This window comes from Lysinibacillus sp. ZYM-1 (assembly GCF_001308875.1).
GTDB lineage: Bacteria > Bacillota > Bacilli > Bacillales_A > Planococcaceae > Lysinibacillus.
Map to the genome: position 1 here is coordinate 21,643 of NZ_KQ465137.1, position 23,055 is coordinate 44,697.

Below are 23,055 nucleotides of genomic sequence, written 5' to 3' on the forward strand. Positions count from 1 at the left end.
AAATTGTTTTAATAGCTTTAGTATAGAAAAGGAGCGATCAATAACCTATTTCGCTTGATGACATGAATATGACAAAGTTGTCATATTCATTTTTTTAGACTGTTTGAAAAATTGATGGAAAACGTAGTGATATGGTCCGAGGAATCTAAGGTGAAGGGATGGCCTAATACAGATAAAATCTTCTTCACTAAAAATAAGCCTATGCCTGTTGCTTCTCCATTTGTTCGTCCCTTTACTCCCGTATAAAATAAATCAAAGACACGTGAAATTTCGTTCGGAGGGATCGTTTCTCCATGATTTTCCAATCTTAAAGTATCGTTGTCATAATGGACATAGATAGTACTTGTTGCATCACTGTATTTGACGGCATTATTTAATATCTGATAAAGGACAATTCTTAACCATTTTCGATCGGAATAAATAATTTGGTTTTCAGCGAGCATCAATTTTGGGAAAACTTCTTTTGAAATAAAGTAATCTTTCAAATCATTAACAACTTCTTTTACAAGCCCTTTTAAAACAATGGGTTCAATTTTTAAATCAGCTACTAAATTTGAGCTACGTTCATACGTTAATAGTTGATTGAGTGTAAACGTCAGCTTATCACACTCTTTACTGACTGTTTGCCATTGCTGTAATTCATCAAAAGTTTTGTTGGGCGTTGATTGTGTGATTAATTGAATAACAGATAACGGTGTTTTCATTTGATGTGCAAAATGTGATAGTACAAGCTGTTTTTCCTGTGCTTGCTCCTCTAATCGTTGTTGTTGTGTTAAAAATAAATACTGCATTTGTCTCAGTTTTTCGCTATAGGCTTGTTCAATTGATGCTTGTGGCTCATACAGATGAAGTTCGTCATCTGTTAGTTCATTTTTTTCTAAGTGAGCATAGAGTCGTCTTCGTCTATAAAAGCGGCCTATTAGCCAGAGGATAAACAGAAAGCTGACTAGAAAGATAAAATAGAAATAATGTGATGATAAATCATCCAATGCTTGAATCATCCAAGGTAAGAGTAGAAAGCTTATACTATAAAGAATAATAATGCTTAGATGATCTCGAAAAAACAGCCTCATTTTTCTTCCTCCACTAGTTGATAACCAAGACCTCGAATGGTTTTGATCTCAAGCTGAGAATGGATAGCTTCCAATTTTCTACGTAGTCGACCAATATTCACAGATAATGTGTTTTCTTCAACAAAAGTTTCATCATCCCAAATAGCACTTAATAGTTGTTGGCGAGCCACAACATTTGGATAGGCTTCGAATAATAATTTACTGAGTTGCATTTCTTTTAATGTTAGCAGGCTTTCGTTGCTTTCTGTTTGGAGACGGACCGTATCTGGATTTAATGTAGTATTGGCTATTGTAATGGTATTTGTGTCTGGGGAAGCATACTCACCATATGCACGCCGAAGTAATCCATTTATTTTTGCCATAAATACATCTAGCGAAAATGGTTTTGTAATAAAGTCGTCAGCACCATTTTCAATACCGTATACTTGATCGATATCATTCACTCTAGCTGAGACAATGATGATTGGGCAAGTTGACAACTGACGGATTTTCCGTGACCAAAAGTATCCATCAAAGGTAGGGAGATTGATATCCATAATGACTAGATGTGGTTGGATAGTATTAAATTCTTCTACGATGTGCTGAAACTGTTGGACGGTATGGCATTCAAACTGATATTTTGTTAAATGTTCGACAATCAGTGAAGCTATATTTGCATCGTCCTCTATTATGTATATCTTGTACATATCTATCGACCCTTCCTTCGTCCTTTACTTTATAATGTACCCTGATTCCATAAATCTATAGAAGAATTGTACCTTGAAACATGAAAGAAGAGCCACCACAAACTTGCTGAAGATACTTCGAGATACGTATTAAATTAGATCTAAAGGATTATAAAAGAATACTTTAAGTCTGTATAAAAAGAACTAATTAGTATCTATACTTTCTTTGAACATAACCACTTTTCTGAATAAAGTAAAAAGTACCTAGCTGTTAAGTTTTCTTTAAGAAGTATGACGTATGATGATTGAATAAATATATTAAAGTTTGAGTTGAAACATAGATAAGATTTAACGAAAAAATCATCTCAATGGGAGAATTGATCTATTGTGGGTAAATTCAAGTTAAAGTTATCGTTTCTTATTGTTAGTATGACGATAATGGTTGTACTCGCGACAGCTAGTGTAAGCATTTGGAGTAGCTATCAAAATTTTAATGAAATTTTGGTGGAAAATAAACAAGTTATGCAAGATACATATGTAAAGGAAGTTACAGCAATTACGGAAGGTTATCTAAAGGGTTCGATGAAAGAAGATGATGCATTAGAACCTTATATGGAGCAGGTAGTTGAAACTTCACTTGATGAAAGGGTTGTTCCTTTTAGCCTGTTTTTTACGAAAACCATCGTCCCTATCATTTTAATCATAGCTGTAGTTTTGGTGCTCGCTATATGGTTAGCATTAAAAATAGCACGGCCTCTAAATGAACTTTCAAAAATGATAGAAGCTGGAGAAGACGGGCAGGGGAAGGAAAATATTGCTGATTGGTATCATGAAGCAAAGTTGTTGAAAAAAAATGTACAAAATATGATGATTTGCGCAGAAAGTAAAATTACTGATTTAACTGATCAATTGAATTTAGACTCATTAACAGGTATTCCTAATCGCAGAAGAATGGATCAAACTCTACATGAATTAATTATTAATAAAGTTCCGCATGCTATCATCTTAATTGATTTAGATGATTTTAAAAGTATAAATGATACCTATGGTCATACTGTAGGGGATGAAGTATTAAAAGCTTTTGCTAATCATATGCAGAACAGTATGGAGGAACAAAGTACGTGCTTCAGATATGGTGGAGAAGAGTTTATGATTATTTTGCCTTTAAGAAGTATAGATGAAGCGGTAGAGCTGGCAGAAAATTTGCGGGTTAAACAAGCCTTACAAGAAACTGCGTGTGGTAGACCCGTTACAATGTCTGCTGGAATTACTGCTTTTACACCAAACGTTCAGAGTCCAAATCAATTGATAGAAATTGCAGATCATGCTTTGTATAAAGCTAAACAATCAGGAAGAAATTGTTTATGTGTGGTAAGGAATATGAGACAAATGATTATTAAATCTTGAGTGAAAGCATGCTATCGTTCTGCATTAGCATGCTTTTTATGTCCTAATCCTTTTTCTTCTTCTTGTAAAATTGCTTGGAAAAGATTTGTTGTTTCCTGAGTAGGTAAAACATTTAATTCAGACAATAGAGTACTTTTAAAAGAGTGGTAAATCTTTATAGCCTCTGCTCGGTTCCCAATGTTAGTATAGTGCTTGATTAATTGCTGGGTAGTTTGATCGGAATATGGGTTTAACTCTACAGCTAAAAGTAACGAACGTTCTTGGTTTTTGACATCCTGTACTTGTGAGTAATAATGGGCTAATTCATTCAGTAACTGAGTAAACAATTTGTTCATTAAATTTGCTTTACTGGTAGTCCATGGATAGGTCAACGTAGCCATGAATTCTCCGCGATAATTTTGAAGGAGCTTTTCAGCCCTTTCAATATCCAATCTTCCGGTTTCTGCCTTTTTATTCAAAATTATCTCCAGGTCGTGGGCGTCACATTGAATATGGTCTAGTTTTAAAATATAGCACCCGTTCCTATATTCGATCACATCTAAAAAGCCATATGTTGAAAGGGATGTGCGAAGGTATGAAACGGTAGTATGAAGTTGAACCCTTGCCTTTTTAAAATCGGTATTACTCCAAAGCATATCGATGATAGTGTCACGAGGTACAGGGATATTGAGATGTAAGAACAGTAATGCAAACAATTCTTTCGTTTTTATAGTTCGCCAATGAAGAGGTTTTCCTTCATGGGAAACAACAAATTCTCCGAAGCATTTTATTTCGAGCAACGGTTCTGAATGAGGTAGTGCTGCTAACGATGTTATTTTTGGCTGGAAGAGTTCTTCAATTCTAAGAATAGTCATCGTTAGGCGAGATTTTGAAACAGGTTTTAAAAGGTAATCAAGAGACTGAAGTTCAAAGGCTTGAACAGCATAGTCTCGATAAGCAGTGACAAAAACAATACAGATGCTTTTACTCCATGATTTTAATAATTCCGCAATATCTATTCCGTTCATACCTGGCATTTCAACATCAAGAAATGCTACTTGAAAGTCCAAGTTGGGTCCCTCACTAAGGAGATCTTTTACAGTTGTAAAAGTTTTAATGACCTCAATACTATCAAATTCCTCCAAATGTCTTTTCATATGAACAAGTGCTAAAGGCTCATCGTCCATCACTATCACCCGAATCACAATAAAAACACCACCTTTCATTCAGTCTAGAGGTTATTAGATTGGATATCTATCATAGCCACTCTGTAAGGTTGTGAAGGGGCTTGTTGCTGTTTAGCAATTCAATGGCAGCAGACGTATTTAGGTTCAATGCATTTTGCATCAAATTCAGTTGTACAGTTTGCTGATGCACCATCAACTGTGAAGACATTAGTGATTTAATTTCCATTTTCACATACCCTCTTTTTCTTCTTTTATTGTCCTTAAATAGCAATATCTAATATAAAGAATACTAGTCTAAGCATAGGTTTTTTTCCATCTAATTGGACAATTTACTAAAAAAATAAGCGAAATTGTATATTTTTCCGTTTTTATAGTAATAATTCCTAATATCAGGCAGACAGTCCTGAGTTATTAATTTGCAATCTTATTGTTGCTTGCATACTAGAATATTTGACTCTAGCGTGCTAACAGCAGACTTGCAAAAAATAATAAAATATTGGAGGTATTACTAAACATGAAGAAGAAAGCATTAGCTTTAGCAGTAACGTTGGCCGTAGGTTTGAGTCTATATGCCAGTCCTTCCTCTGCGAAAGACAATTCAGGCAATATACTATGGACACTTCCTCAAATCTATAATTTAACTGTTGGAGAGTTCCAACAATTCGCGGAAATGGATTCGATTTGGTTTTATCCAGAGCAAGACTTAGTGAAGGACACGTCAAAAATAGAAGAAGCATCGAAAGATGAATATGTCATCAAAGGTGGTGACACATTATTTTCAATTGCTCGTAAAAACGATTTAACAGTAGACGAATTAAAAGCATGGAACAACCTTGCTACAGATTTAATTTTAGCGGGTGAATCTTTGGCTATAAAAGCTTCAGCAGCTAAACCAAAACCTAACACTTCTGAAAGAGTTGCTACAAAGGCTTCTTCAACAGCAAAAACGAAGCCTGTTAGCACCCCTACAAATGGATCTGGTAGAACTTTAACAATGCGAGCTACTGCCTATACAGCCTATTGTGAAGGATGCTCCGGAATTACAGCGAATGGAACAGATATCCGATCTAATCCAAACTTAAAAGTAATTGCCGTAGATCCTCGTGTAATACCGCTTGGTTCAAGGGTTTGGGTGGAAGGATATGGTGAAGCAATCGCAGCCGATACGGGAGGGGCCATTAAGGGCAATAAAATTGATGTCTTTATTCCTACCGAGGGACAAGCAATGCAATGGGGTGTCAAAACAGTAACTGTCAAAATTTTAGATTAAGTAATGAAGGGATTTCTCATTTGAGAGATCCCTTTTGTTCTTTTAACAAACTGACTAAAATTAATGAGAAATGCATAAGTATCGACTAACTTGGAGACCATCTGAAATAGAGGAGGTATTTTTATGAAAAAAATAAGCTTAATTAGCCTTTCTTTATTAGTTTTTGTAGGTGGTTGTAGTTTTTTTGATAAGAAAGAAGAAAAAGTACAAGTAAATGCGATATCCCCCTTAACAGCTACTGCAAAAGTAGTAGGAGCAAATAATGAAAGTTATGGGAATGCGTATTTACAGGAAGAAGATAATGGCGTTATGATGACGCTGGCATTATCAGATCTACCACCAGGTACACATGGAATTCATATTCATGAAGTAGGTAAGTGTGAACCCCCTAAATTTGAATCAGCTGGTGCACACTTTAATCCAACCAAGAAAGAGCATGGTAAGTTAAATCCAAAAGGGTATCATTTAGGAGATTTACCAAATTTAGAGGTTGGTGAGGATGGTAATGTGGATCTGAGTTTTTTAGCAGAAGGGCTAACTTTAAAAAAAGGTGAACCAAATTCATTGTTAGACAGTGATGGTAGTTCAATTGTCATCCATGAATCTGCTGATGATTATAAAACTGATCCTGCAGGTAATTCAGGTGCAAGAATTGCTTGTGGAGTTATTCAATAGAAGAAATATGTAGAAAACTGTGTCCGATCATCATTGGATGCAGTTTTTTTGAGTTGGAATTAGCAGGAACGTAAAAAATGATCTAAAGATGAGATTGATTTTATATTTATAATGCATAATAAGTATAATTTATTGCATTTTACCGAAATTCTATTGTATAATTCTTTTATCAGAAAATTCGGTTAAATAGGAGGCGATATGATGGGTAAACTGTTAAACTCAAAATTTGAAACGTACTTAATGGATCAGGAATTTGACCTTAAGGAAGAGGAAGATAAAAATGAAGAGCAGTTGGCAATGGTGCAATATGAGCAATATCCAGAAGGATTTTTTACAAGCTTATAATGAATATTTGATGGGCTATGTTGAAAGGGATAACAACTTTTGACATAGCCCATTGCTTTGTTTCATAGCCAATTCTTTAGAAGCATACAAATTTATTACGCTCTTTTTCACTTCAATAGGTCTTAATGCATATATACTTTTATAAAATAGATTCATGTATAATGAGAAACAAAAATGCGTATAGAGGTGTCATTATGTCAAAAGCTATAACATTAGAAGAAACTATGTATCAATGGTTTGACCATTTTCACAAATATCCTGAAGTGAGTTGGAAGGAATTCGAGACAACAAAAAAAATAGCATCAATATTAGACGAACTAAACATTTCTTATCGCTTACTGGGCGATGTACCTGGATTAATTGCAGAAATTGGAGCAGGGGAAGAAATTGTTGCGGTGCGTGCTGATATTGATGCATTATGGCAAGAAGTTGATGGGAAATGGCAGGCGAATCATTCTTGTGGTCATGATGCTAATATGACAATGGTGCTTGGGGCATTATTACTACTTAAAGATCGACCATTGCAACATCGTGTCCGTTTCATTTTCCAACCTGCCGAAGAACTAGGGAATGGTGCGTGTGCTGCTTTTGATCGTGGTGCTGTTGATGGGGTATCGCATTTATTCGGTGTACATTTAAGACCTATCGAAGAACTACCACTCGGCAAGGTTTCGCCAGCTATTCATCATGGTGCTGCTTATTTTTTAGAGGGAGCCATTCAGGGAATTGATGCACATGGGGCGAGACCACACCAAGGTAAAAATGCCATTGATGTTATTATGGCTGTCCAACAAATGTTGAACAGTATTCATCTATCACCATTTGAACCCCATTCTGCAAAGTTAACTAAAATTTTAGCAGATGGCGGTAGTACAAATATTATTCCAGGTAATGCTAGTTTCTCAATGGATATTCGAGCACAGCATAATCAGCAACTCGAATTCCTTCGTAGCAAAATTGAATCCGGTTTAAAATCAATTCAACAGCAATTTGATATAGACATGGATTGGAAGTGGATTGATTTCACACCAGGCGCAGAAGTTTCGTCAGTTGCTGCAAAAATGGCGAAGGATGCAATTATTGAAACGTTGGGCGAAGAACATTTAGCGGATGAAATAATGACACCAGGTAGTGACGATTTCCATTTCTATACAGTGAAATCGCCAGAATTAAAAGCGGCAATGATTGGAATCGGGGCAAACTTAACACCAGGGTTACATCATCCTAAAATGACATTTGATCGCAGTGCCTTAATTGATGCTGCCAAAGTACTTGCCTGCGTATTAGAAAAAAAACCTGAATAAAAAAATATTTTTTTTAGCTATATGAAAAATGTAATAATTTTTTCATATAGCTTTTTTTGCATGAACATTTCCTGAAATGTATGGATATTCAAGGGTTTTCAGAGCTTTTTATTGCTACTTGAAAGCGTTTTATTGCCCTAAAACAAAGGGATTTGCTAGAGAAGCATAATTTTTTTGCGTTGACTTTTAATTTTTTGAATATTAAGCTAAAAAACGTAAAAAATTATTTGCGTCTTTGAAAAACCGAAAAGGGATTTGGTGCAAAAAAAGGGGATGGAAAAATGAAAAAGGATATTAATGCGGGCTGGGCACTACTAACTTTTGCAGTTATGATTATTACTATGTTGATTACAGTAGTTGTTTTAGAGCAAAGTCCTCACGTACCTCTTCTTGTCGGCACAACTGTAGCAGCAATTGTTGCCAAAATGCATGGATACAAATGGTCAGAAATTGAAGAAATGATGTATAAGGGGATACGTTTAGCATTACCTGCCATTGTCATTATTATTTTAGTAGGTTTGACAATTGGGGCATGGATTGGCGGCGGAGTCGTAGCAACGATGATTTTCTATGGCTTAAAGTTAATATCTCCAGCGTGGTTTTTAGTGACAATTATGCTGTTATGTTCAATCGTGTCATTAGCTATTGGTAGTTCATGGTCAACGATGGCGACTATTGGTGTCGCAGGTATGGGCATTGGTTTAAGTATGGGTATTCCAGCGGCTATGATTGCTGGTGCGGTTATTTCAGGTTCATACTTTGGTGATAAAATGTCCCCACTATCAGATACAACGAATCTAGCGGCGGGTTTAACAGGTACAGATTTATTTGATCATATTAAGCATATGCTTTATACAACGATTCCAGCGTTGATTATTTCACTTGTTGTTTTCGGAATTATGGGTAGAAAGTTTGCAGATGTTTCAATGCAATCAGAAGAAATTTTAACAACGTTAAAAGTGATGGAAGAAAGCTTTGTCATTTCTCCTTTACTTTTACTTGTCCCAGTGGGCGTTATTGTTTTAGTAGCTAAAAAAATACCGGCAATTCCAGCTTTAATTATTGGGATTGTATCAGGTTTCTTACTACAAATTTTTGTGCAAGGTGGTTCGGCTGCAAGTGCTGTACAAGCATTACAAGCTGGCTTTGAAATCTCGACAGGTAATCACATGGTGGATGATTTATTTAATCGTGGTGGTTTAGATTCAATGATGAATACGGTTTCAATGACCATTGTAGCGATGACATTTGGTGGTATTTTAGAGTATTCAGGGATGTTAAAAGCTCTTATGAATGTAATTGTGAAGTTTGCTAAATCTACAGGAAGTCTTATTGCTTCAACAATTGCAGCCTGTGTAACAACAAACGCAACATGTTCTGAACAATACATTTCAATTGTAGTCCCTTCACGTATGTTTGCAGGTGTCTATCAACAACGAGGCTTACATTCTAAAAATTTATCTCGTGCGTTAGAAGATGGGGGAACATTAACATCTGTTTTCTTCCCATGGAATACTTGTGGTGTGTTTATTTTAGCGACATTGGGTGTAGGCGCTATGGAGTATGCACCATATGCCATTCTTAATTTTATGGTTCCTATTATTTCTATTATTTATGGATATATTGGATTTGCCATTGTTAAATTAACACCTGAAGAAATGGCAGAAGCAGAGAAGCGTAAAAAAGAACAAGAAGTAGAAAACACTGATAACATGGTAATGGTTGATTAATGATATGAATTCTCGTAGATGCTTGTACATTTACGAGAATTCCTTTTATACAGTTGTTTAATAGGTTGCGAAATTCAATTCATAAATGGTGCGGGGTCGACCTTGTTGATGGGTCATTTCTTCGCCAACTACTTTTGCATAACCTTGATCTACTAATTTCTTGATAATACGCTCAGTTGTACGTCTAGTAACTTGTAGATATTCGGAAAGATTCTGTGATGTAAATTGTGCTGTTTGCCGTTCGTGACTAAAATTAATTATTTTAGAAATATTTAATGGACTTAAGCTTGTGAGTTTGGCCATTTGTAATACATAAGGATCGTCTGTTTTTAAAGATAACTTCGCTTCTGAATTTGGAAAAGGACCTAATAGGTTTTTATGTTCATCCAGAATATAAATTTCACAAGGTTTAGAAAAGGTTAAAGCATGCTGAGCATTTTGGGTGGCTTCTAAAATGGAGTGACCATATCCAAATGCTAATTTAAAAGGTATTTCAATTTGTTGGATTAGCTCTTCTAAAGTCTCCTTTTCGAGCGCGTTCTGTAAATGACCAGCAGTTGTGTAGAGCTCAAAGGTATGCGATGAAATTTGTTTATAGGTTGAAAAGGTAGCCTTCACAATTTGATTTAAAATAGTTGAGTCGATGGAAGAATCATTAGGGATTTCTAAAAAACCAACTACGGCTTTAAATGATTCGGATTTCGATAAGAGTGATTTTGATTTAGTTTCTTCGAGACATTGAATAATAGAATTCGTGGCATCTATCATGCGCATTGCGGGTATTAGACGTGCTTGTAATTCATCATAAACACTGTGAATACTTGTAATCACAAAATCAATGTTCTTGGCATTCCATAAAGCAATGTGACGTCTTAAAATATTTTCAGTAGGTTCTGTAATGGATATATGTTGAACATGTGGCTTTTGACCACCATATTCAATTTCTGCTAAAACATTGTCTACAAATGATGGGTTCATTACATCAATAGAAATTCTGTTGATTGGTACAGCATGTTTCGCTACTAGTGATAAGAGTGTCGTAGAGATAGTTGTTTCATCTTGTTTAATATAATTCCAAGGAATTGGTATTACCGGAAGAAAAGATTGGGCATATAAAAAGGGTAATGTCCCTCCGAACAAAAGTGCATCGCAAGGTTTAATTTGCTTCACTAAAGTAGGCGCCTCAGAGGGGTGACTGTAAAGATAAAATTCTAATTGAATATTGTCTATATTTTGTGCGATACTAATAATACGCTTCATAAATGCTTTAGAACAAATAATCGCTATTTTGGTAGACATGGGCATCGTTCCTTTTCTATTTTTTTAAACATTTAGCGACGTATTAGCGACATCTATGACGACAAAGGAGACTGATTATTGTGAAAATCCAACAAGTAGAAATTTATGCTATACATTTACCGCTAATTGATCCATTTATCATTAGTTATGCTACATATGATACAATGCCTTCTATTATTTTAAAAGTAACAACTGATACTGGTATCGTTGGGTATGGAGAAGCGGTTCCTGATGAACATGTTACTGGTGAAACTTGGGAAAGTACGTATGCTGTTCTTCAACATCAACTTGTACCCGCTGTTATTGGAGAAGATCCAATGGCTTTTGAAAAACTGCACGATAAAATGAATACGATTGTGAAAGATGTACCTGCAGCAAAAGCAGCTATTGATATTGCTTGCTTCGATATCGCCGGGAAAGCATTAGGAGTTCCGGTATATCAGCTTTTAGGTGGGCGTTATCATGAAAAGTTCCCAATTACACATGTTTTAAGTATTGGAACACCTGAAGCAATGGCAGAAGAGGCTGAGAAACGAGTAGAGATGGGTTACCGTTCATTTAAAATGAAGGTAGGTACAGAGGTAACTCGAGATGTTGCTCGTATTAAAGCAGTAAGAGAGCGAGTAGGTGAAGATATCGCCATCCGAGTAGATGTCAATCAAGGGTGGGGAAATGCTGCGACTACTTTACAGGGCTTACGTGCGATGAAAGATTTAAATATTGACTGGTTAGAGCAACCTGTTGATAGTGAAGATATTGATGGGATGGTAGAGATTAAGTCGAAATCAGATGTGGCTCTAATGATTGATGAAGGCCTTCGTGGCGTACGTGAAATGCGTGAAATCATCGCCAAGCGTGCTGCAGATAAAGTAAATATAAAATTAATGAAGTGTGGAGGCATCTATCCAGCTATGAAGCTGGCGGTTATGGCAGAGATGGCAGGTATTGAATGTCAAGTCGGGTCTATGGTAGAGTCTTCTGTTGGATCTGCAGCAGGCTTCCATGTAGCATTTTCTAAAAAAATCATGACAAGTGTAGAATTGACAGGCCCGCTGAAGTTCTCTAAAGATGTGGGCAACCTCCAGTATGATGTTCCTTTTATCTGTTTAAATGAACAGCCTGGGCTAGGTGTTGATGTGGATGAAGTTGTCATCAAGGAATTATGTAAGTTCTCAACTGTTGTAACAGCCTAAGGAGGCGACACATGGAAAAAATTTATGAAGGTATGCTTGGTAAGGAATCATACTTTGTCACAAAGCTAACACTTCGACATTTACAACAAATAGAGGAGTTGCAGGTGGAGGTTTATGAAGCTTTAGCAGACCAAAGCATCTTACAGCCATTGAGCACAGAGGAATTTGAATATATTCTAAATGGTCATGGTATGATGATAGGCGCCTATGTAGAAGATGAGTTGATTGCCTTTCGTGCCCTATTAAATCCTCCTTTTGATGAGGAACATCTTGGTTATGACTGTGGAATTCCAGAGAACGAATTTAATCGAGTTTTATATCAAGAGATATCGAATGTTTCACCAAAATATCGTGGCTACAGCCTACAGAAAACATTAGCTACAGTGGTTATGAGTAACATCGATTTAGGAAAATACGATTACGTATGTTCAACAGTCAAGCCGTATAATATTCCGAGCTTAAAAGATAAGTTTTCACAAGACCTCGTTATTAAAGGATTAAAAATTAAATATGTAGATAAACTACGTTATATTTTCTATAAAGACCTACGTCAAAAGCTCCCTTTATTTACAGAAAAACAAGTCATCACAATGGGGGATACAGCAGCTCAACAACATCTTTTAAAACAAGGTTATCTTGGTACGTCTATGTATGAAGAAAATAATGATTGGTTTGTTGTATACCAAAAATAAAACCTAAAAAGCCTTACCCTTCACATTCAACTGTGGAAGGTAAGGCTTTTTTAAGTGCTATTAATTCTTCATTGGACAAAAGCCACACGCCATTAATCCAGGTATATCTTTCGAAAAACAACAAGATTTTCGAACAGGAACATTTACTAAATTAGTCGGACTTAGACCACCTGTATATTGTGCCCACCAAGATTTATTGGAGAAGCGTGCCCATGTTATAGGATCCTCCAAGATCTCTATATCCTCCATAGCTTGATCAGCTAAGCCAGGATTTGAGAGTAGAATATGATAATGCCATAGCAAATAGCCAAAGAAATTTTCCCAAATAGTAAGAGGGGAGATTGATGTTACTTTTCGAAGCTGTTGAACAATCACATGACCATCATATAGGATTTTTTCAATGACAGCTTGACGTTCGGCCTCCTCAACATACCGCCAATCATTTGGATTAACAAACATCGCGACAGTAAAGCTGTTGAATTCCTTGGCAGCATCAAATCGTAACTCAATCGGCTTACCATCCCACACCTCGTCATAAGCACAGAGCATATAAAGTTGCATAGCAAAAAACATCCCATAGCGGCGGGCAAAGTGAGAGATAGCGGCAGTTTCCGTAGCAGCATCTGTGATACCCATCATGAGATTTAAAAAATCAGGATGGTAAAAGTCTTTATGTATATCAGCTAAAGTAAATAACGTTCGTTTTGGTTCAGTTGTATAAATACTATAGGAGTTTAATTGTTGAACTTGATCCATCGTTAAAGCTGGCATGATGATCCCCTTTTCTTAAGAGCTTTCGTTAATTCAATTATAAAGTAATCATTTTTGCTTCACAAATGGTATGTCATATAGTAAAATACATTAAACATATAAGAAAGGTGGGTTTTAGATTGTCATTGCCTCATGCAATTCCAAGGCCACTGGTACGACTTAATCAATGGACGATTCTTTTAAGTGTGATCTTTACATGGATAACAGGGATCGTGTGGATATTAGCTATTCCATTGGCTGCAAATTTATTGGGTGTTTTATGTAACTATAACCCCATTATTCGTTCTGGGAAGCTGTTTCTCAAAAAAGCTCCATCTGCCTATATACCGGAAGATGCACAGCAGCAAAAATTTAATGCCAGCATTGCTAGCTTTTGTTTGACTGGTGGTCTGTTAAGCTATTTATTAAATTGGCATGTAGTTGGCCATATCTTTACGGTAATGGTAGCATTAGCTTCTTCCATTGCTATAGCAGGTTTCTGTATAGGTTGTTTTTTACATTTTCAACTGAAGCAATGGCAGTACCGCCGCTCGTTAAAAAAATCTTTTTAAAAAATTATTAGATTATTGTTGACAATTTAATTGATAATGATTATCATTATCGTATAAAGATTATTCCTCCACTACAATACAGTGTAGAGAGGATGAACTTTAGCTACTTTTCTCCAGAAGTTTGCTAGTTCATGATTACGCTCCTAAAACCCCCCTCATTTTTTGGGAACGTGAAAATCTCAGACGGCTCATTCTATTATAGAATGAAGTCGTCTTTTTTTAGATAAGCCTAATTAACTCGAAAATGCCATCTGTAGGGGTATTTATTATCTAGATACAGCCAAGAAAAAACAGCCCATTAAAAAATGAGCTGTTATGAAGAAGGCGTTTGTTGAACAGCACTTTTCTTCCCGAGAATCATTGTATAATAACTATGCAGTAGCATTCCGACAATAATGACGCCTAGACCTGCCAGGGCAATCGAGTTAGGGAATGGAATACCTAATAATATAACCTCACCAATAATGACAAAAAGAATTTCTGTTGATTGGGTAGCTTCAACAGCAGCTAATTTGCCTTGATGATCTCTTACACGATCTGTTGCAATGAAAAATAAAATAGTTGCTATGACGCCTGAACTAATACCAACAAGTAATGATTGGAGTAACTGGCTTGTTGAAGGGAGTCCGACTGTGAAAAGGGCATAAATAGCCATGATAATCCATGCTGGCATCGAAGCAATCGTCATACCAAGAACACGTTGGAAGGTATCAATACGTCCTCCACAGACGTCCATCATTTTACGATTACCGAGAGGATAGGCAAATGCAGCGACGATGACAGGCAAGATCCCAAGCATTAAACTTTTAAATGAAACCGATTGTGCCTGAGGTATTTGGATTAGTAAAATACCTACTAATATGACACATGAGATTAGAAGCGAAATGAAGGGTATTTTTTGACGTACTTTTTTGCCAGCAATAACTGTCATAAAGAGTGGAGCTAATAATACGCCAGCAACAATGGTAAATTGCCAAGTGCCAGAAACCAACCAGCCTGGGCCAAATGCAGCGGCATAGGTTAACGGTGCATAGAATAAAACAAATCCTACAAAGCTCCAAAGAAGCCAAGCTGTAGGCTGTGCTTTTATCTCATTAGATAATTGTGAAAAGCCTTTGCGATAAAACACAATGATAAGCAAAAAGGGTAGCATGAAAAAATAGCGTAATGATGCGCTCCATAGCCAGCTACCACCTTGCATTTCCATGGCATGATTTAAAATAAATGTTACAGCAAAGAAAAGGGAAGCTACTATGCCTATAGCAATTTCTTTCATAAGAATCACCTCAATTTGAGTTCATAGCTCAAATCCTTTATGTAATTTGAATATTCAGTAATTAATGCAGAAAAAATGACGAAGAAAGGAAAGAACCTTTCTTCGTTACTGGCGTCCAGCATTTCAAGTTCACTTGAAAAACTTCATTGATACAAGGTAAACTATTTTGCCTGTTGTTCAAATAGCTGAACGATTTCAATAATGACTTGTGTTGCCTTCTCCATTGTTTCAGCAGATACATATTCAAATTTACCATGCATATTTTCGCCACCAGCAAAAATGTTTGGCGTTGGTAAGCCCATATAAGATAATTGTGAGCCGTCAGTACCACCACGTATAGGTAGGGTAATTGGTGCAATATCTAATTTTTCCATTGCCATCCGAGCGATGTCAACGATTTCTTTTACAGGTTCGATTTTTTCACCCATATTATAGTATTGATCTTCAATAGTAATGCTTAAGGCATTCTCACCAAATTGTGCTTGAATTTTAGCTGCAGCATCTTGCATTAATTGTTTCTTCGCTTCGAATTTTTGACGATCATGGTCACGAACGATATAAGATAGCTCCGTATGCTCGATAGCCCCTTTAAAGCCCATTAAATGAATGAAACCTTCATAACCTTCAGTCTTTTCAGGAACTGCATCTACGGGCATTTCATTTTGGAAGGCAATAGCCATTGTGATGGCATTAACCATTTTATTTTTAGCAGATCCAGGATGAACGCTTGTTCCTTTTGTTATTACCTTTACTCCAGCAGCATTGAAGCTTTCGTATTGTAGCTCACCTAGTGGTCCGCCATCCATTGTATAGGCATAGTCTGCTCCAAATGCAGCCACATCAAATTTATGTGGGCCACGGCCGATTTCTTCATCCGGCGTAAATGCTACACGTAGTTTACCATGCTTAATACTTGGGTTTTGAATAAGGTACTCCATAGCTGTTATAATTTCAGCAATACCAGCCTTATCATCAGCTCCTAATAATGTAGTGCCATCAGTTGTAATAAGTGTTTGACCAATGTAATTTTCAAGTTCAGGGAAATCAGTTGGTGACATGACTAAGTTTTCATTTAACTGAATATCTCCCCCATCGTAATTATCTAAGCGCTGTGGGTTTACATTTGTACCTGTAAAATCTGTAGTTGTATCCACATGTGCTAAAAAGCCAATAGTTGGAATGTATTTATCTGTATTTGCTTCTAATGTGGCAAATAAATAGCCATTTTCATCTAATGTAATGTCTGTTAAGCCTACAGCGGCAAGTTCATCTTTCAAAATATGTAACAGATCAAATTGCTTTGGTGTAGAAGGAGTAGTTTCGCTTGTGAAGTCTGATTGTGTATCAATTTTTGCATAGCGTATTAATCGCTCAATTACTTGTTCTTTCATAAGTATGGCCTCCTAATGTGTATGTGTAATTATTGTAACACTTTACTTCGGATTTCGGAATATTGAAGAATACTTAAAGCAATTAGTAATTGTGCGCTATAGTAAGTCAACATAATTACCTCATGTGAAAAAGCTAATGGCATCACAAACTTATTAATTGCTAAATAGGAATCCGAAGCAATAAATAACAAAGCCCCAATTGTAGCAAATTTAGATCCTGTTTTAATTGCTGTCCATCCCATCGTTAAAATGACCGAAATATAAGCAATCACTGCAATAGCTAGGATTGTTTCACCAGTTTTAAAGACGGACCCTGCGATCCAAATAGCCATTCCTGCTCCGTAAAGTAATAAGAAAATTTTGGCCCACGTTGGTACTTGTCGTTCGTTTGCAGTAGAGAAGGCAAAAATATAAAAGATATGACCGATAAGAAAACTAGTCAACCCAATTAAAAACCATTGCAATGTGTAGTCGCCAATCATACAAAAAACAAGACCTGTGATAATCAACAGTTGATATTTTTTTATATGTACGGGTTTCTGAATGGCAGCTAAAATGATCAACAACAACATTGGGATGACTTTAAAGATTAGTTTTAAACTTTCTGCAATTTGGGAAAAGAGAAAAATGTAATAAAGACCAAATAAAATGATGAATGCTATTAATAACTTTTTAAACAATTTTTTCAGCTCCTTTTCTATTGAAATTCTTTCTTTATGATAGAATTCCTTTATTCCTTTTCTAAAAAGGGAATTGCATCTTGATGAAGCAAATATTTTTTATGAATCGTCCGGTGCTGAAGATTTCACATCTATAGGTGACGTGCTGATTACTTAATGGACAATTCATTTAGTGGGTGTCCAAACACTCGCTGAAATAGGGGAACATCGCCAAAGAAGTGTCACGTCCTGTGGCAATGTCGGTGTGACCAACATCATCTGCCCCAAAACCTCTGGGAGATGTCACGGATTTTGAAGTGAAGCTTTTCAAGAAAGGTATGAAAAAATCTGATTCAATTACGCCGGGACACAATTGATAGAGAGCGTGTCTTTTTAATATACCTTATGTATGAAACTTTTTTAGTATGTAACCGTAAATAAGAAGACAGAAAGCTTTAAGAGAGGATGAACCTAATGACTAAGCTACTGATAGCTTCTGCAGTCATTGCAATAATCGCGAGTGTGTTAGTAACACCGCTTATTACCAAGAAGCGAGAAGATGGAAAATCTAGAAAGGTGATTGGATACTTTTTTATCGGTGTCTTTGTGCTCGGGTTTTTAGCAACAGGAATCACTTTATATGTAACGAAAATTGACGTCAATTGGCTTGTTTTCTGGCCTGCTATTATTTTATTAACGTTAATTGGTGCAATGCTTGCAAGTGGCATTGAACGAAAAATAAAGGGTGTTTTATTTTTAGCTAGTTTAGGTGTAGCAGTCTATGTTCTGTCTGCACCATTATGGAATGCAAATGAAAAATTTAAGTCTTCAGAAATGAAGGAAGAGGTGGAGCTAAAGCCATTCGATGAAACACAGACACCTGCAAGTGTTCCGCCGAAATTTGCTCGCAATAAAATGAAAAAGGCTTTCGGACAAGTGCCGAATACTAGCTACTATGAATTAGGACGTTTACAGATTCAAAAAGTAAAGGGCGAATATGTTTATATTGCACCAGTTGAATTTTCTGGATTCTTTAAATGGATGAATGGTGATACAACGCCTGGTTACTTTATTATGAGTGCTACAGATTCAGCAGATAATCCTAAATTCGTAAAAGAGGAAATGAAATATGTTCCTTCAGCCTATTTAAATGCTAATTTAGAACGTCATATTCGTTTACAACATCCATTCCTTATATTTTACGGAGATGTACAACTTGAAGTAGATGATGAAGGTAAGCCTTATTACATTCGCTCATATGGAGAATTTATTTCCGGCCGTAATGGCTTTGATGTGAAAGGTATTGTCTTGGTTGATGCACTTACAGGAAAATCGGAAGTTGTTAAGCTTGGTGACATACCTGAATTTATTGATGGTGCTGTTTCACCAGAGACAGTAAGTTTACAGAATAGTTATTTTGGTAATTATGTTCATGGTTTTTGGAACAGTATGTTTGGTAAAAAAGATGTAAAGATTCCTTCGGATGAAGGAACTGAATCGAATGTCAGTCCTATTTTCGATGAAAAAGGGGATATGTATTACTTCACAGATTTTACAAGTCCTAAAGAGGGCGTAGATTCCATGTTAGGCTACTCATTAACGAATGCACGAACAGGAGAAGCAACTTATTACACAGGAAATCAAGATTCAAGTTATATGGATTCACAAGGGAATTTGCAAATTATCGAAAAGAAATTTATTGAGAAAAAATGGGCTGGCGAAATGCCTGTACTATATAACTTTTATGGGGAAGCTAGCTGGCTGACAGCAGTGCTGGATTCAAACGGATTTTTACAAAACTATTTCATCGTTTCTGCAGCCAACCCTGAAATTTCTGTTTATGCTACCACTCCAAGAGAAGCGCTGAAACTATATAAAACAGCTTTAAGTCGTGGAGGAAATACGGTCGATGGAAGTTCGAATGCAGAGGAGAAACAAGCTAGCGGGAAAGTAGTACGAGTATACAAAGAACGTCTAGGAGATTTTACGACTATCTCATTCTTATTAAACAATGGTGATAATTACTTAGTAAGTGCCGAAACAGAACCTTTAGCCATTTATTTACAAGAAGGTGATGAGGTTATTCTCAAATATGGTGATACAGGAGAGCAATTCTTACCAGTCCGATCTCTTATTATTAAAGGGTTACAATAAAAAAGTAAAAAAGACGATCTTGTTCTAAATCAAGGTCGTCTTTTTTATGTTTCTTGGTTTTGAATATAGCTAATCATTTTTTCTCGATGGTTTATAAAAAGTGTATTTGCATGATCATTTAATGTGAAAATATCTTGTAAGTACCCTTGTAGCAATCTTTCCTCGTATGCAAAAGCTTGGTTGTCCTCATTTTCTAAAATATAGGATAGTAGTAAAGCGTGTAAGACCAACACTTCTAAATTTTGAGTATTAGTAATAAATTTTAAATTGAGAATAGAAGTATGGGCAACAAACTGATTGACATAGTCTATCGCATATTTATAAAAGGCTAAATCATTAGTTGGTGGTTCAAGTCGTTTTCTTAGCTGGGTGCAAGCATTATTCAGTTCTTCTATTTTTAAAAATAAACCTCTTACACTTCTCTTATGTTGTTGTTCTAAGGTGCGAGCAAGATGCTTATTGATATAGGACATTGCTTGTATAACTCCTTTCGTAAAAACATAATCATTTATTAATATGAATGGAATTGCTGGAAAATGGAAGAGTCTTTTCGTTTAATTTGTAGCTGTATTCAAAAGATATATCGAGACAAAATAACTAAACTTAATACAAATAGGTAAATAAATTATGAAAAAAATGGGGTTATTATCATTCGATAGTAACCCCGTTTTTACGGAAATGAATTATTTCCAATTAAATCCTTTAGTAGCTAAAAACTCTTTTATATGAGGACGACGTTGTTCAATTAAAAAATCAGCCATTTGTTTTGTCCAATTATCAATTTTTCTGTTGGATGATCGATTATTATAATACATTTCCATTGTTTCATTATATGCTGGTAAAAGTTCCTGATACTTTTCGGCATTGTATTCATTTTCATGTAATACGGCAGACACAGGTAAGCGTGGTTTTACGTCATTACGGCGAGTTGGTACGCCAATCGTTAGTCCGAATAATGGAAAAACGTAATCTGGTAAATTAAATAATTCACTTATTTCTGAAGGTTTATTGCGTACACCTCCAATATAGCAAATGCCATATCCCATTGATTCTGCTGCAATAACAAAGTTTTGTGCAAACAATGATACATCTGCTACCCCAACAAGGACATTTTCGGCTGAATCAGCTAGGATGTCTACTCCTTCTAATTTACCAGCGGTTTGCAGGCGCTTGAAATCGACGCAAAAAACAAATGCACCGCCGGAAGTTTCATATTGACGAGGGTTACCAGAGAGTAAGCCTAATTTTTCTTTTTTGTCTGCATTTGTTACCCATATAACACTATATGCCTGCACAAAATGTGAGGTTGCAGCCATTTGCGCTGTTGCGATTAATTCTTCAATAACTTCTTTTGAAATCGGTTTGCCATCATAGATCCGTACTGAGGAATGGTTTCGTAATAATTCTTTAACCATTTGCATACTCTCCTTTGTGTCTTAAATATATCAAGAGCATAGCACGCTTTCTAATCAAAATCGAATGAAGAGGGATATATAGTTATATTTAAATAGTTTAAAAATGTAGAAATTATCTCGTAAAGTAAAATATTTCATTTGATATAGATTAAATATTCTAAATAGTATAAAATTATGGAAGCGACTGTTTATTTGGTTGTGCTACCAAAAATTAGATTATCTTTATGTAGAAGAGGAATAGGGATAGCTCTTGTAACTAAAGATAAAGCCTCTTGCAGATGTTGTTTCACCAGAGGTAATTTGATGACAGAGATAATGAAACCAAATACTAGTTGAACAAAAATAAATTGGGATGGAGGAATAGGGAATGGAAGAAAAGTTAGCGAAAAAGCTTCGTCATGAGCAATTGCGGAGTAAGGTTGTAACAGCAGAAGAAGCAGCATCTTGGATTAAAGATGGTATGGTATTAGGGATGAGCGGATTCACTCGTGCTGGTGATGTAAAAGTCGTACCACTTGCACTTGTAGAGAAAGCTAAAAAAGAGAGTTTCCAAGTGGATGTATATACAGGTGCATCTCTTGGTCCTGAGGTTGACCAATACTTAGCGGAAGCTGGTGTTATTCGCAAGCGCGGACCTTTCCAAGCAGATGCTGGTATTCGTAATAAAATTAATAGCGGTGATATCACATTTGTGGATGCACATTTGTCTCATAATGCGGAGCTGGTACGCCAAGGCATTATAGGACCTATTGATTTTGCGATTATTGAAGCGGCAGCTATTACTGAAGACGGTTTATTAATTCCTACAACTTCAGTTGGTAACTCTCCAATTTTTGTGCAAGAGGCAGATCAAGTCATCATTGAATTAAACGTAGCACAACTTGATGCATTAGAAGGAGTACATGATATTTTCGTTCCTGCACAACAAGGGAAGCGTGACCCAATTCCATTACAAAATATATCCGATCGTCTCGGTACAATTGGTATTCCATTAGATTTGGATAAAGTTAAAGGTATCGTAGTTTCTGATATTTTAGATGCGCCATCAACGATCGTACCTGCTGATGAGGAAACAGATATTATGGCTAATCACCTATTAAATTTCCTGCGTGAAGAGATTAAAGTTGGCCGTTTAACAACAAGCTTGCGTCCTATCCAATCTGGGGTTGGATCAGTGGCGAACGCGGTATTACTAGGCTTTAAGGATTCTGAGTTTGAGAACTTAGAAGTATTCTCAGAAGTACTTCAAGATGCAGTATTTGAATTAATGGATGCAGGAAAAGTGAATTTTGCCTCTGCTACGTCCATTACCCTCTCTGAACAAGTAGGAAACCGTGTTTATGGGAATTTCGAAAAGTATGCGGATAAATTAGTATTGCGTCCACAAGAAATCTCTAACCAACCAGAAATCATTCGCCGACTCGGATTAATTTCAGTGAATACAGCATTAGAAGTTGATATTTACGGAAATGTTAATTCTACGCATGTTTCGGGTACCAAAATGATGAATGGAATCGGGGGGTCTGGTGACTTTGCCCGTAATGCACGTTTAGGTATTTTTGTAACTAAATCCTATGCAAAGGGTGGTAACATTTCGAGCATTGTCCCAATGGTATCGCATGTGGATCATACAGAGCATGATGTTGATGTTATCGTAACAGAACAGGGAGTAGCTGATTTACGCGGACTTGCTCCAAAAGAACGAGTAGGGCTAATTATTGATCATTGTGCACACCCAGATTATCGTGAGCAGCTTTGGCAATATTTTAATGATGCCAATGAAGCAACTGGGGGACATCATACGCCACACGACCTCGAAAAAGCGTTATCATGGCATGTCCATTACGCAAAAAGTGGCACAATGAAAGACCCAGCTTTATCAAAATAATAGATTTCTATCAAAAAGGCCTTGAAGGACAGGGCACTGACTGTCGTTTTTGAGACAGTAAGAAAACACCTTTTAAACAGCCAATTGTCGGTATTTAACGGGCGACTGGTTGTTTAGTTTCGTTTGAATAC

Annotated in this window: 21 protein-coding genes; 11 read left to right on the plus strand and 10 right to left on the minus strand. The window is 36.2% G+C overall.

Going from position 1 to position 23,055, the window contains the following annotated elements; genetic code table 11:
* Nucleotides 1–86: 86 nt before the first annotated feature.
* Both AO843_RS19695 and AO843_RS19700 read right to left on the minus strand, forming a co-directional pair.
* A complete protein-coding gene (locus AO843_RS19695) occupies nt 87–1,073 on the minus strand; it encodes a sensor histidine kinase (protein ID WP_054612777.1) in 987 nt (328 codons plus the stop codon).
* Nucleotides 1,070–1,759: a response regulator transcription factor gene (locus AO843_RS19700; protein WP_054612778.1), complete on the minus strand. Its 690-nt coding sequence runs from the start codon at nt 1,757–1,759 to the stop codon at nt 1,070–1,072. The genes AO843_RS19695 and AO843_RS19700 overlap by 4 nt, the downstream gene beginning before the upstream one ends.
* A 366-nt stretch (nt 1,760–2,125) precedes the next feature.
* Here AO843_RS19700 and AO843_RS19705 point away from each other — a divergent pair, with 366 nt between their 5' ends.
* On the plus strand, nt 2,126–3,145 hold the full coding sequence (locus tag AO843_RS19705; protein WP_054612779.1) for a GGDEF domain-containing protein: 1,020 nt from the start codon (nt 2,126–2,128) through the stop codon (nt 3,143–3,145).
* 11 nt (nt 3,146–3,156) lie between these two features.
* Here the strand turns inward: AO843_RS19705 and AO843_RS19710 are convergent, their stop codons facing one another.
* On the minus strand, nt 3,157–4,329 hold the full coding sequence (locus AO843_RS19710) for a response regulator (protein WP_054612780.1): 1,173 nt from the start codon (nt 4,327–4,329) through the stop codon (nt 3,157–3,159).
* Between the two features lie 496 nt (nt 4,330–4,825).
* On the opposite strand from AO843_RS19710, the gene AO843_RS19720 reads away from it, so the two are divergent.
* The 5 genes from AO843_RS19720 to nhaC all read left to right on the plus strand — a co-directional run bounded on the left by AO843_RS19720 (nt 4,826) and on the right by nhaC (nt 9,635).
* A complete protein-coding gene (locus AO843_RS19720) occupies nt 4,826–5,581 on the plus strand; it encodes a 3D domain-containing protein (RefSeq protein WP_054612781.1) in 756 nt (251 codons plus the stop codon).
* A gap of 123 nt (nt 5,582–5,704) precedes the next feature.
* The gene (locus AO843_RS19725; protein ID WP_054612782.1) at nt 5,705–6,256 is read left to right on the plus strand and encodes a superoxide dismutase family protein; all 552 of its coding nucleotides are present in this window, start codon (nt 5,705–5,707) and stop codon (nt 6,254–6,256) included.
* 201 nt (nt 6,257–6,457) lie between these two features.
* Nucleotides 6,458–6,601, plus strand: coding sequence for a hypothetical protein (locus AO843_RS24930; RefSeq protein ID WP_197278964.1), 144 nt, complete (start codon nt 6,458–6,460; stop codon nt 6,599–6,601).
* Between the two features lie 194 nt (nt 6,602–6,795).
* On the plus strand, nt 6,796–7,905 hold the full coding sequence (locus AO843_RS19730) for an amidohydrolase (protein WP_054612783.1): 1,110 nt from the start codon (nt 6,796–6,798) through the stop codon (nt 7,903–7,905).
* A gap of 281 nt (nt 7,906–8,186) precedes the next feature.
* A complete protein-coding gene (gene nhaC, locus AO843_RS19735) occupies nt 8,187–9,635 on the plus strand; it encodes a Na+/H+ antiporter NhaC (RefSeq protein ID WP_054612784.1) in 1,449 nt (482 codons plus the stop codon).
* A 57-nt stretch (nt 9,636–9,692) separates the two neighbouring features.
* On the opposite strand, the gene AO843_RS19740 is transcribed toward nhaC, so the two are convergent.
* The gene (locus tag AO843_RS19740; protein WP_054612785.1) at nt 9,693–10,934 is read right to left on the minus strand and encodes a hypothetical protein; all 1,242 of its coding nucleotides are present in this window, start codon (nt 10,932–10,934) and stop codon (nt 9,693–9,695) included.
* 80 nt (nt 10,935–11,014) lie between these two features.
* Between AO843_RS19740 and AO843_RS19745 the strand changes: the two genes are divergently transcribed.
* Together AO843_RS19745 and AO843_RS19750 are read left to right on the plus strand one after the other, a co-directional pair.
* On the plus strand, nt 11,015–12,127 hold the full coding sequence (locus AO843_RS19745; RefSeq protein WP_054612786.1) for a mandelate racemase/muconate lactonizing enzyme family protein: 1,113 nt from the start codon (nt 11,015–11,017) through the stop codon (nt 12,125–12,127).
* Nucleotides 12,128–12,138: 11 nt separating this feature from the next.
* Complete coding sequence (locus AO843_RS19750) at nt 12,139–12,819, plus strand: hypothetical protein (protein ID WP_054612787.1); 681 nt, start codon at nt 12,139–12,141, stop codon at nt 12,817–12,819.
* 60 nt (nt 12,820–12,879) lie between these two features.
* Here the strand turns inward: AO843_RS19750 and AO843_RS19755 are convergent, their stop codons facing one another.
* On the minus strand, nt 12,880–13,590 hold the full coding sequence (locus AO843_RS19755) for a hypothetical protein (RefSeq protein WP_054612788.1): 711 nt from the start codon (nt 13,588–13,590) through the stop codon (nt 12,880–12,882).
* Nucleotides 13,591–13,709: 119 nt separating this feature from the next.
* Between AO843_RS19755 and AO843_RS19760 the strand changes: the two genes are divergently transcribed.
* Complete coding sequence (locus AO843_RS19760; RefSeq protein WP_054612789.1) at nt 13,710–14,141, plus strand: DUF4395 domain-containing protein; 432 nt, start codon at nt 13,710–13,712, stop codon at nt 14,139–14,141.
* A gap of 313 nt (nt 14,142–14,454) precedes the next feature.
* On the opposite strand, the gene AO843_RS19765 is transcribed toward AO843_RS19760, so the two are convergent.
* The 3 genes from AO843_RS19765 to AO843_RS19775 all read right to left on the minus strand — a co-directional run bounded on the left by AO843_RS19765 (nt 14,455) and on the right by AO843_RS19775 (nt 17,488).
* The gene (locus tag AO843_RS19765; protein WP_054612790.1) at nt 14,455–15,417 is read right to left on the minus strand and encodes a DMT family transporter; all 963 of its coding nucleotides are present in this window, start codon (nt 15,415–15,417) and stop codon (nt 14,455–14,457) included.
* A 161-nt stretch (nt 15,418–15,578) separates the two neighbouring features.
* Nucleotides 15,579–16,808: a peptidase T gene (gene pepT / locus AO843_RS19770; RefSeq protein ID WP_054612791.1), complete on the minus strand. Its 1,230-nt coding sequence runs from the start codon at nt 16,806–16,808 to the stop codon at nt 15,579–15,581.
* Nucleotides 16,809–16,837: 29 nt separating this feature from the next.
* Nucleotides 16,838–17,488 carry a lysoplasmalogenase gene (locus tag AO843_RS19775; RefSeq protein ID WP_054612792.1) on the minus strand — a complete coding sequence of 217 codons (651 nt, stop codon included), beginning with the start codon at nt 17,486–17,488 and terminating at the stop codon, nt 16,838–16,840.
* Between the two features lie 453 nt (nt 17,489–17,941).
* Here AO843_RS19775 and AO843_RS19780 point away from each other — a divergent pair, with 453 nt between their 5' ends.
* Nucleotides 17,942–19,621, plus strand: coding sequence for a hypothetical protein (locus AO843_RS19780; protein ID WP_054612793.1), 1,680 nt, complete (start codon nt 17,942–17,944; stop codon nt 19,619–19,621).
* Nucleotides 19,622–19,665: 44 nt separating this feature from the next.
* On the opposite strand, the gene AO843_RS19785 is transcribed toward AO843_RS19780, so the two are convergent.
* Both AO843_RS19785 and chrR read right to left on the minus strand, forming a co-directional pair.
* Entirely contained in the window at nt 19,666–20,094 is a 429-nt protein-coding gene (locus AO843_RS19785) for a hypothetical protein (protein WP_054612794.1), read from the minus strand.
* 210 nt (nt 20,095–20,304) lie between these two features.
* Nucleotides 20,305–21,036, minus strand: coding sequence for a class II chromate reductase ChrR (chrR, locus tag AO843_RS19790; RefSeq protein WP_054612795.1), 732 nt, complete (start codon nt 21,034–21,036; stop codon nt 20,305–20,307).
* A 367-nt stretch (nt 21,037–21,403) separates the two neighbouring features.
* On the opposite strand from chrR, the gene AO843_RS19795 reads away from it, so the two are divergent.
* Nucleotides 21,404–22,924, plus strand: coding sequence for a succinate CoA transferase (locus AO843_RS19795; protein ID WP_054612796.1), 1,521 nt, complete (start codon nt 21,404–21,406; stop codon nt 22,922–22,924).
* The last annotated feature ends 131 nt before the right edge of the window (nt 22,925–23,055 follow it).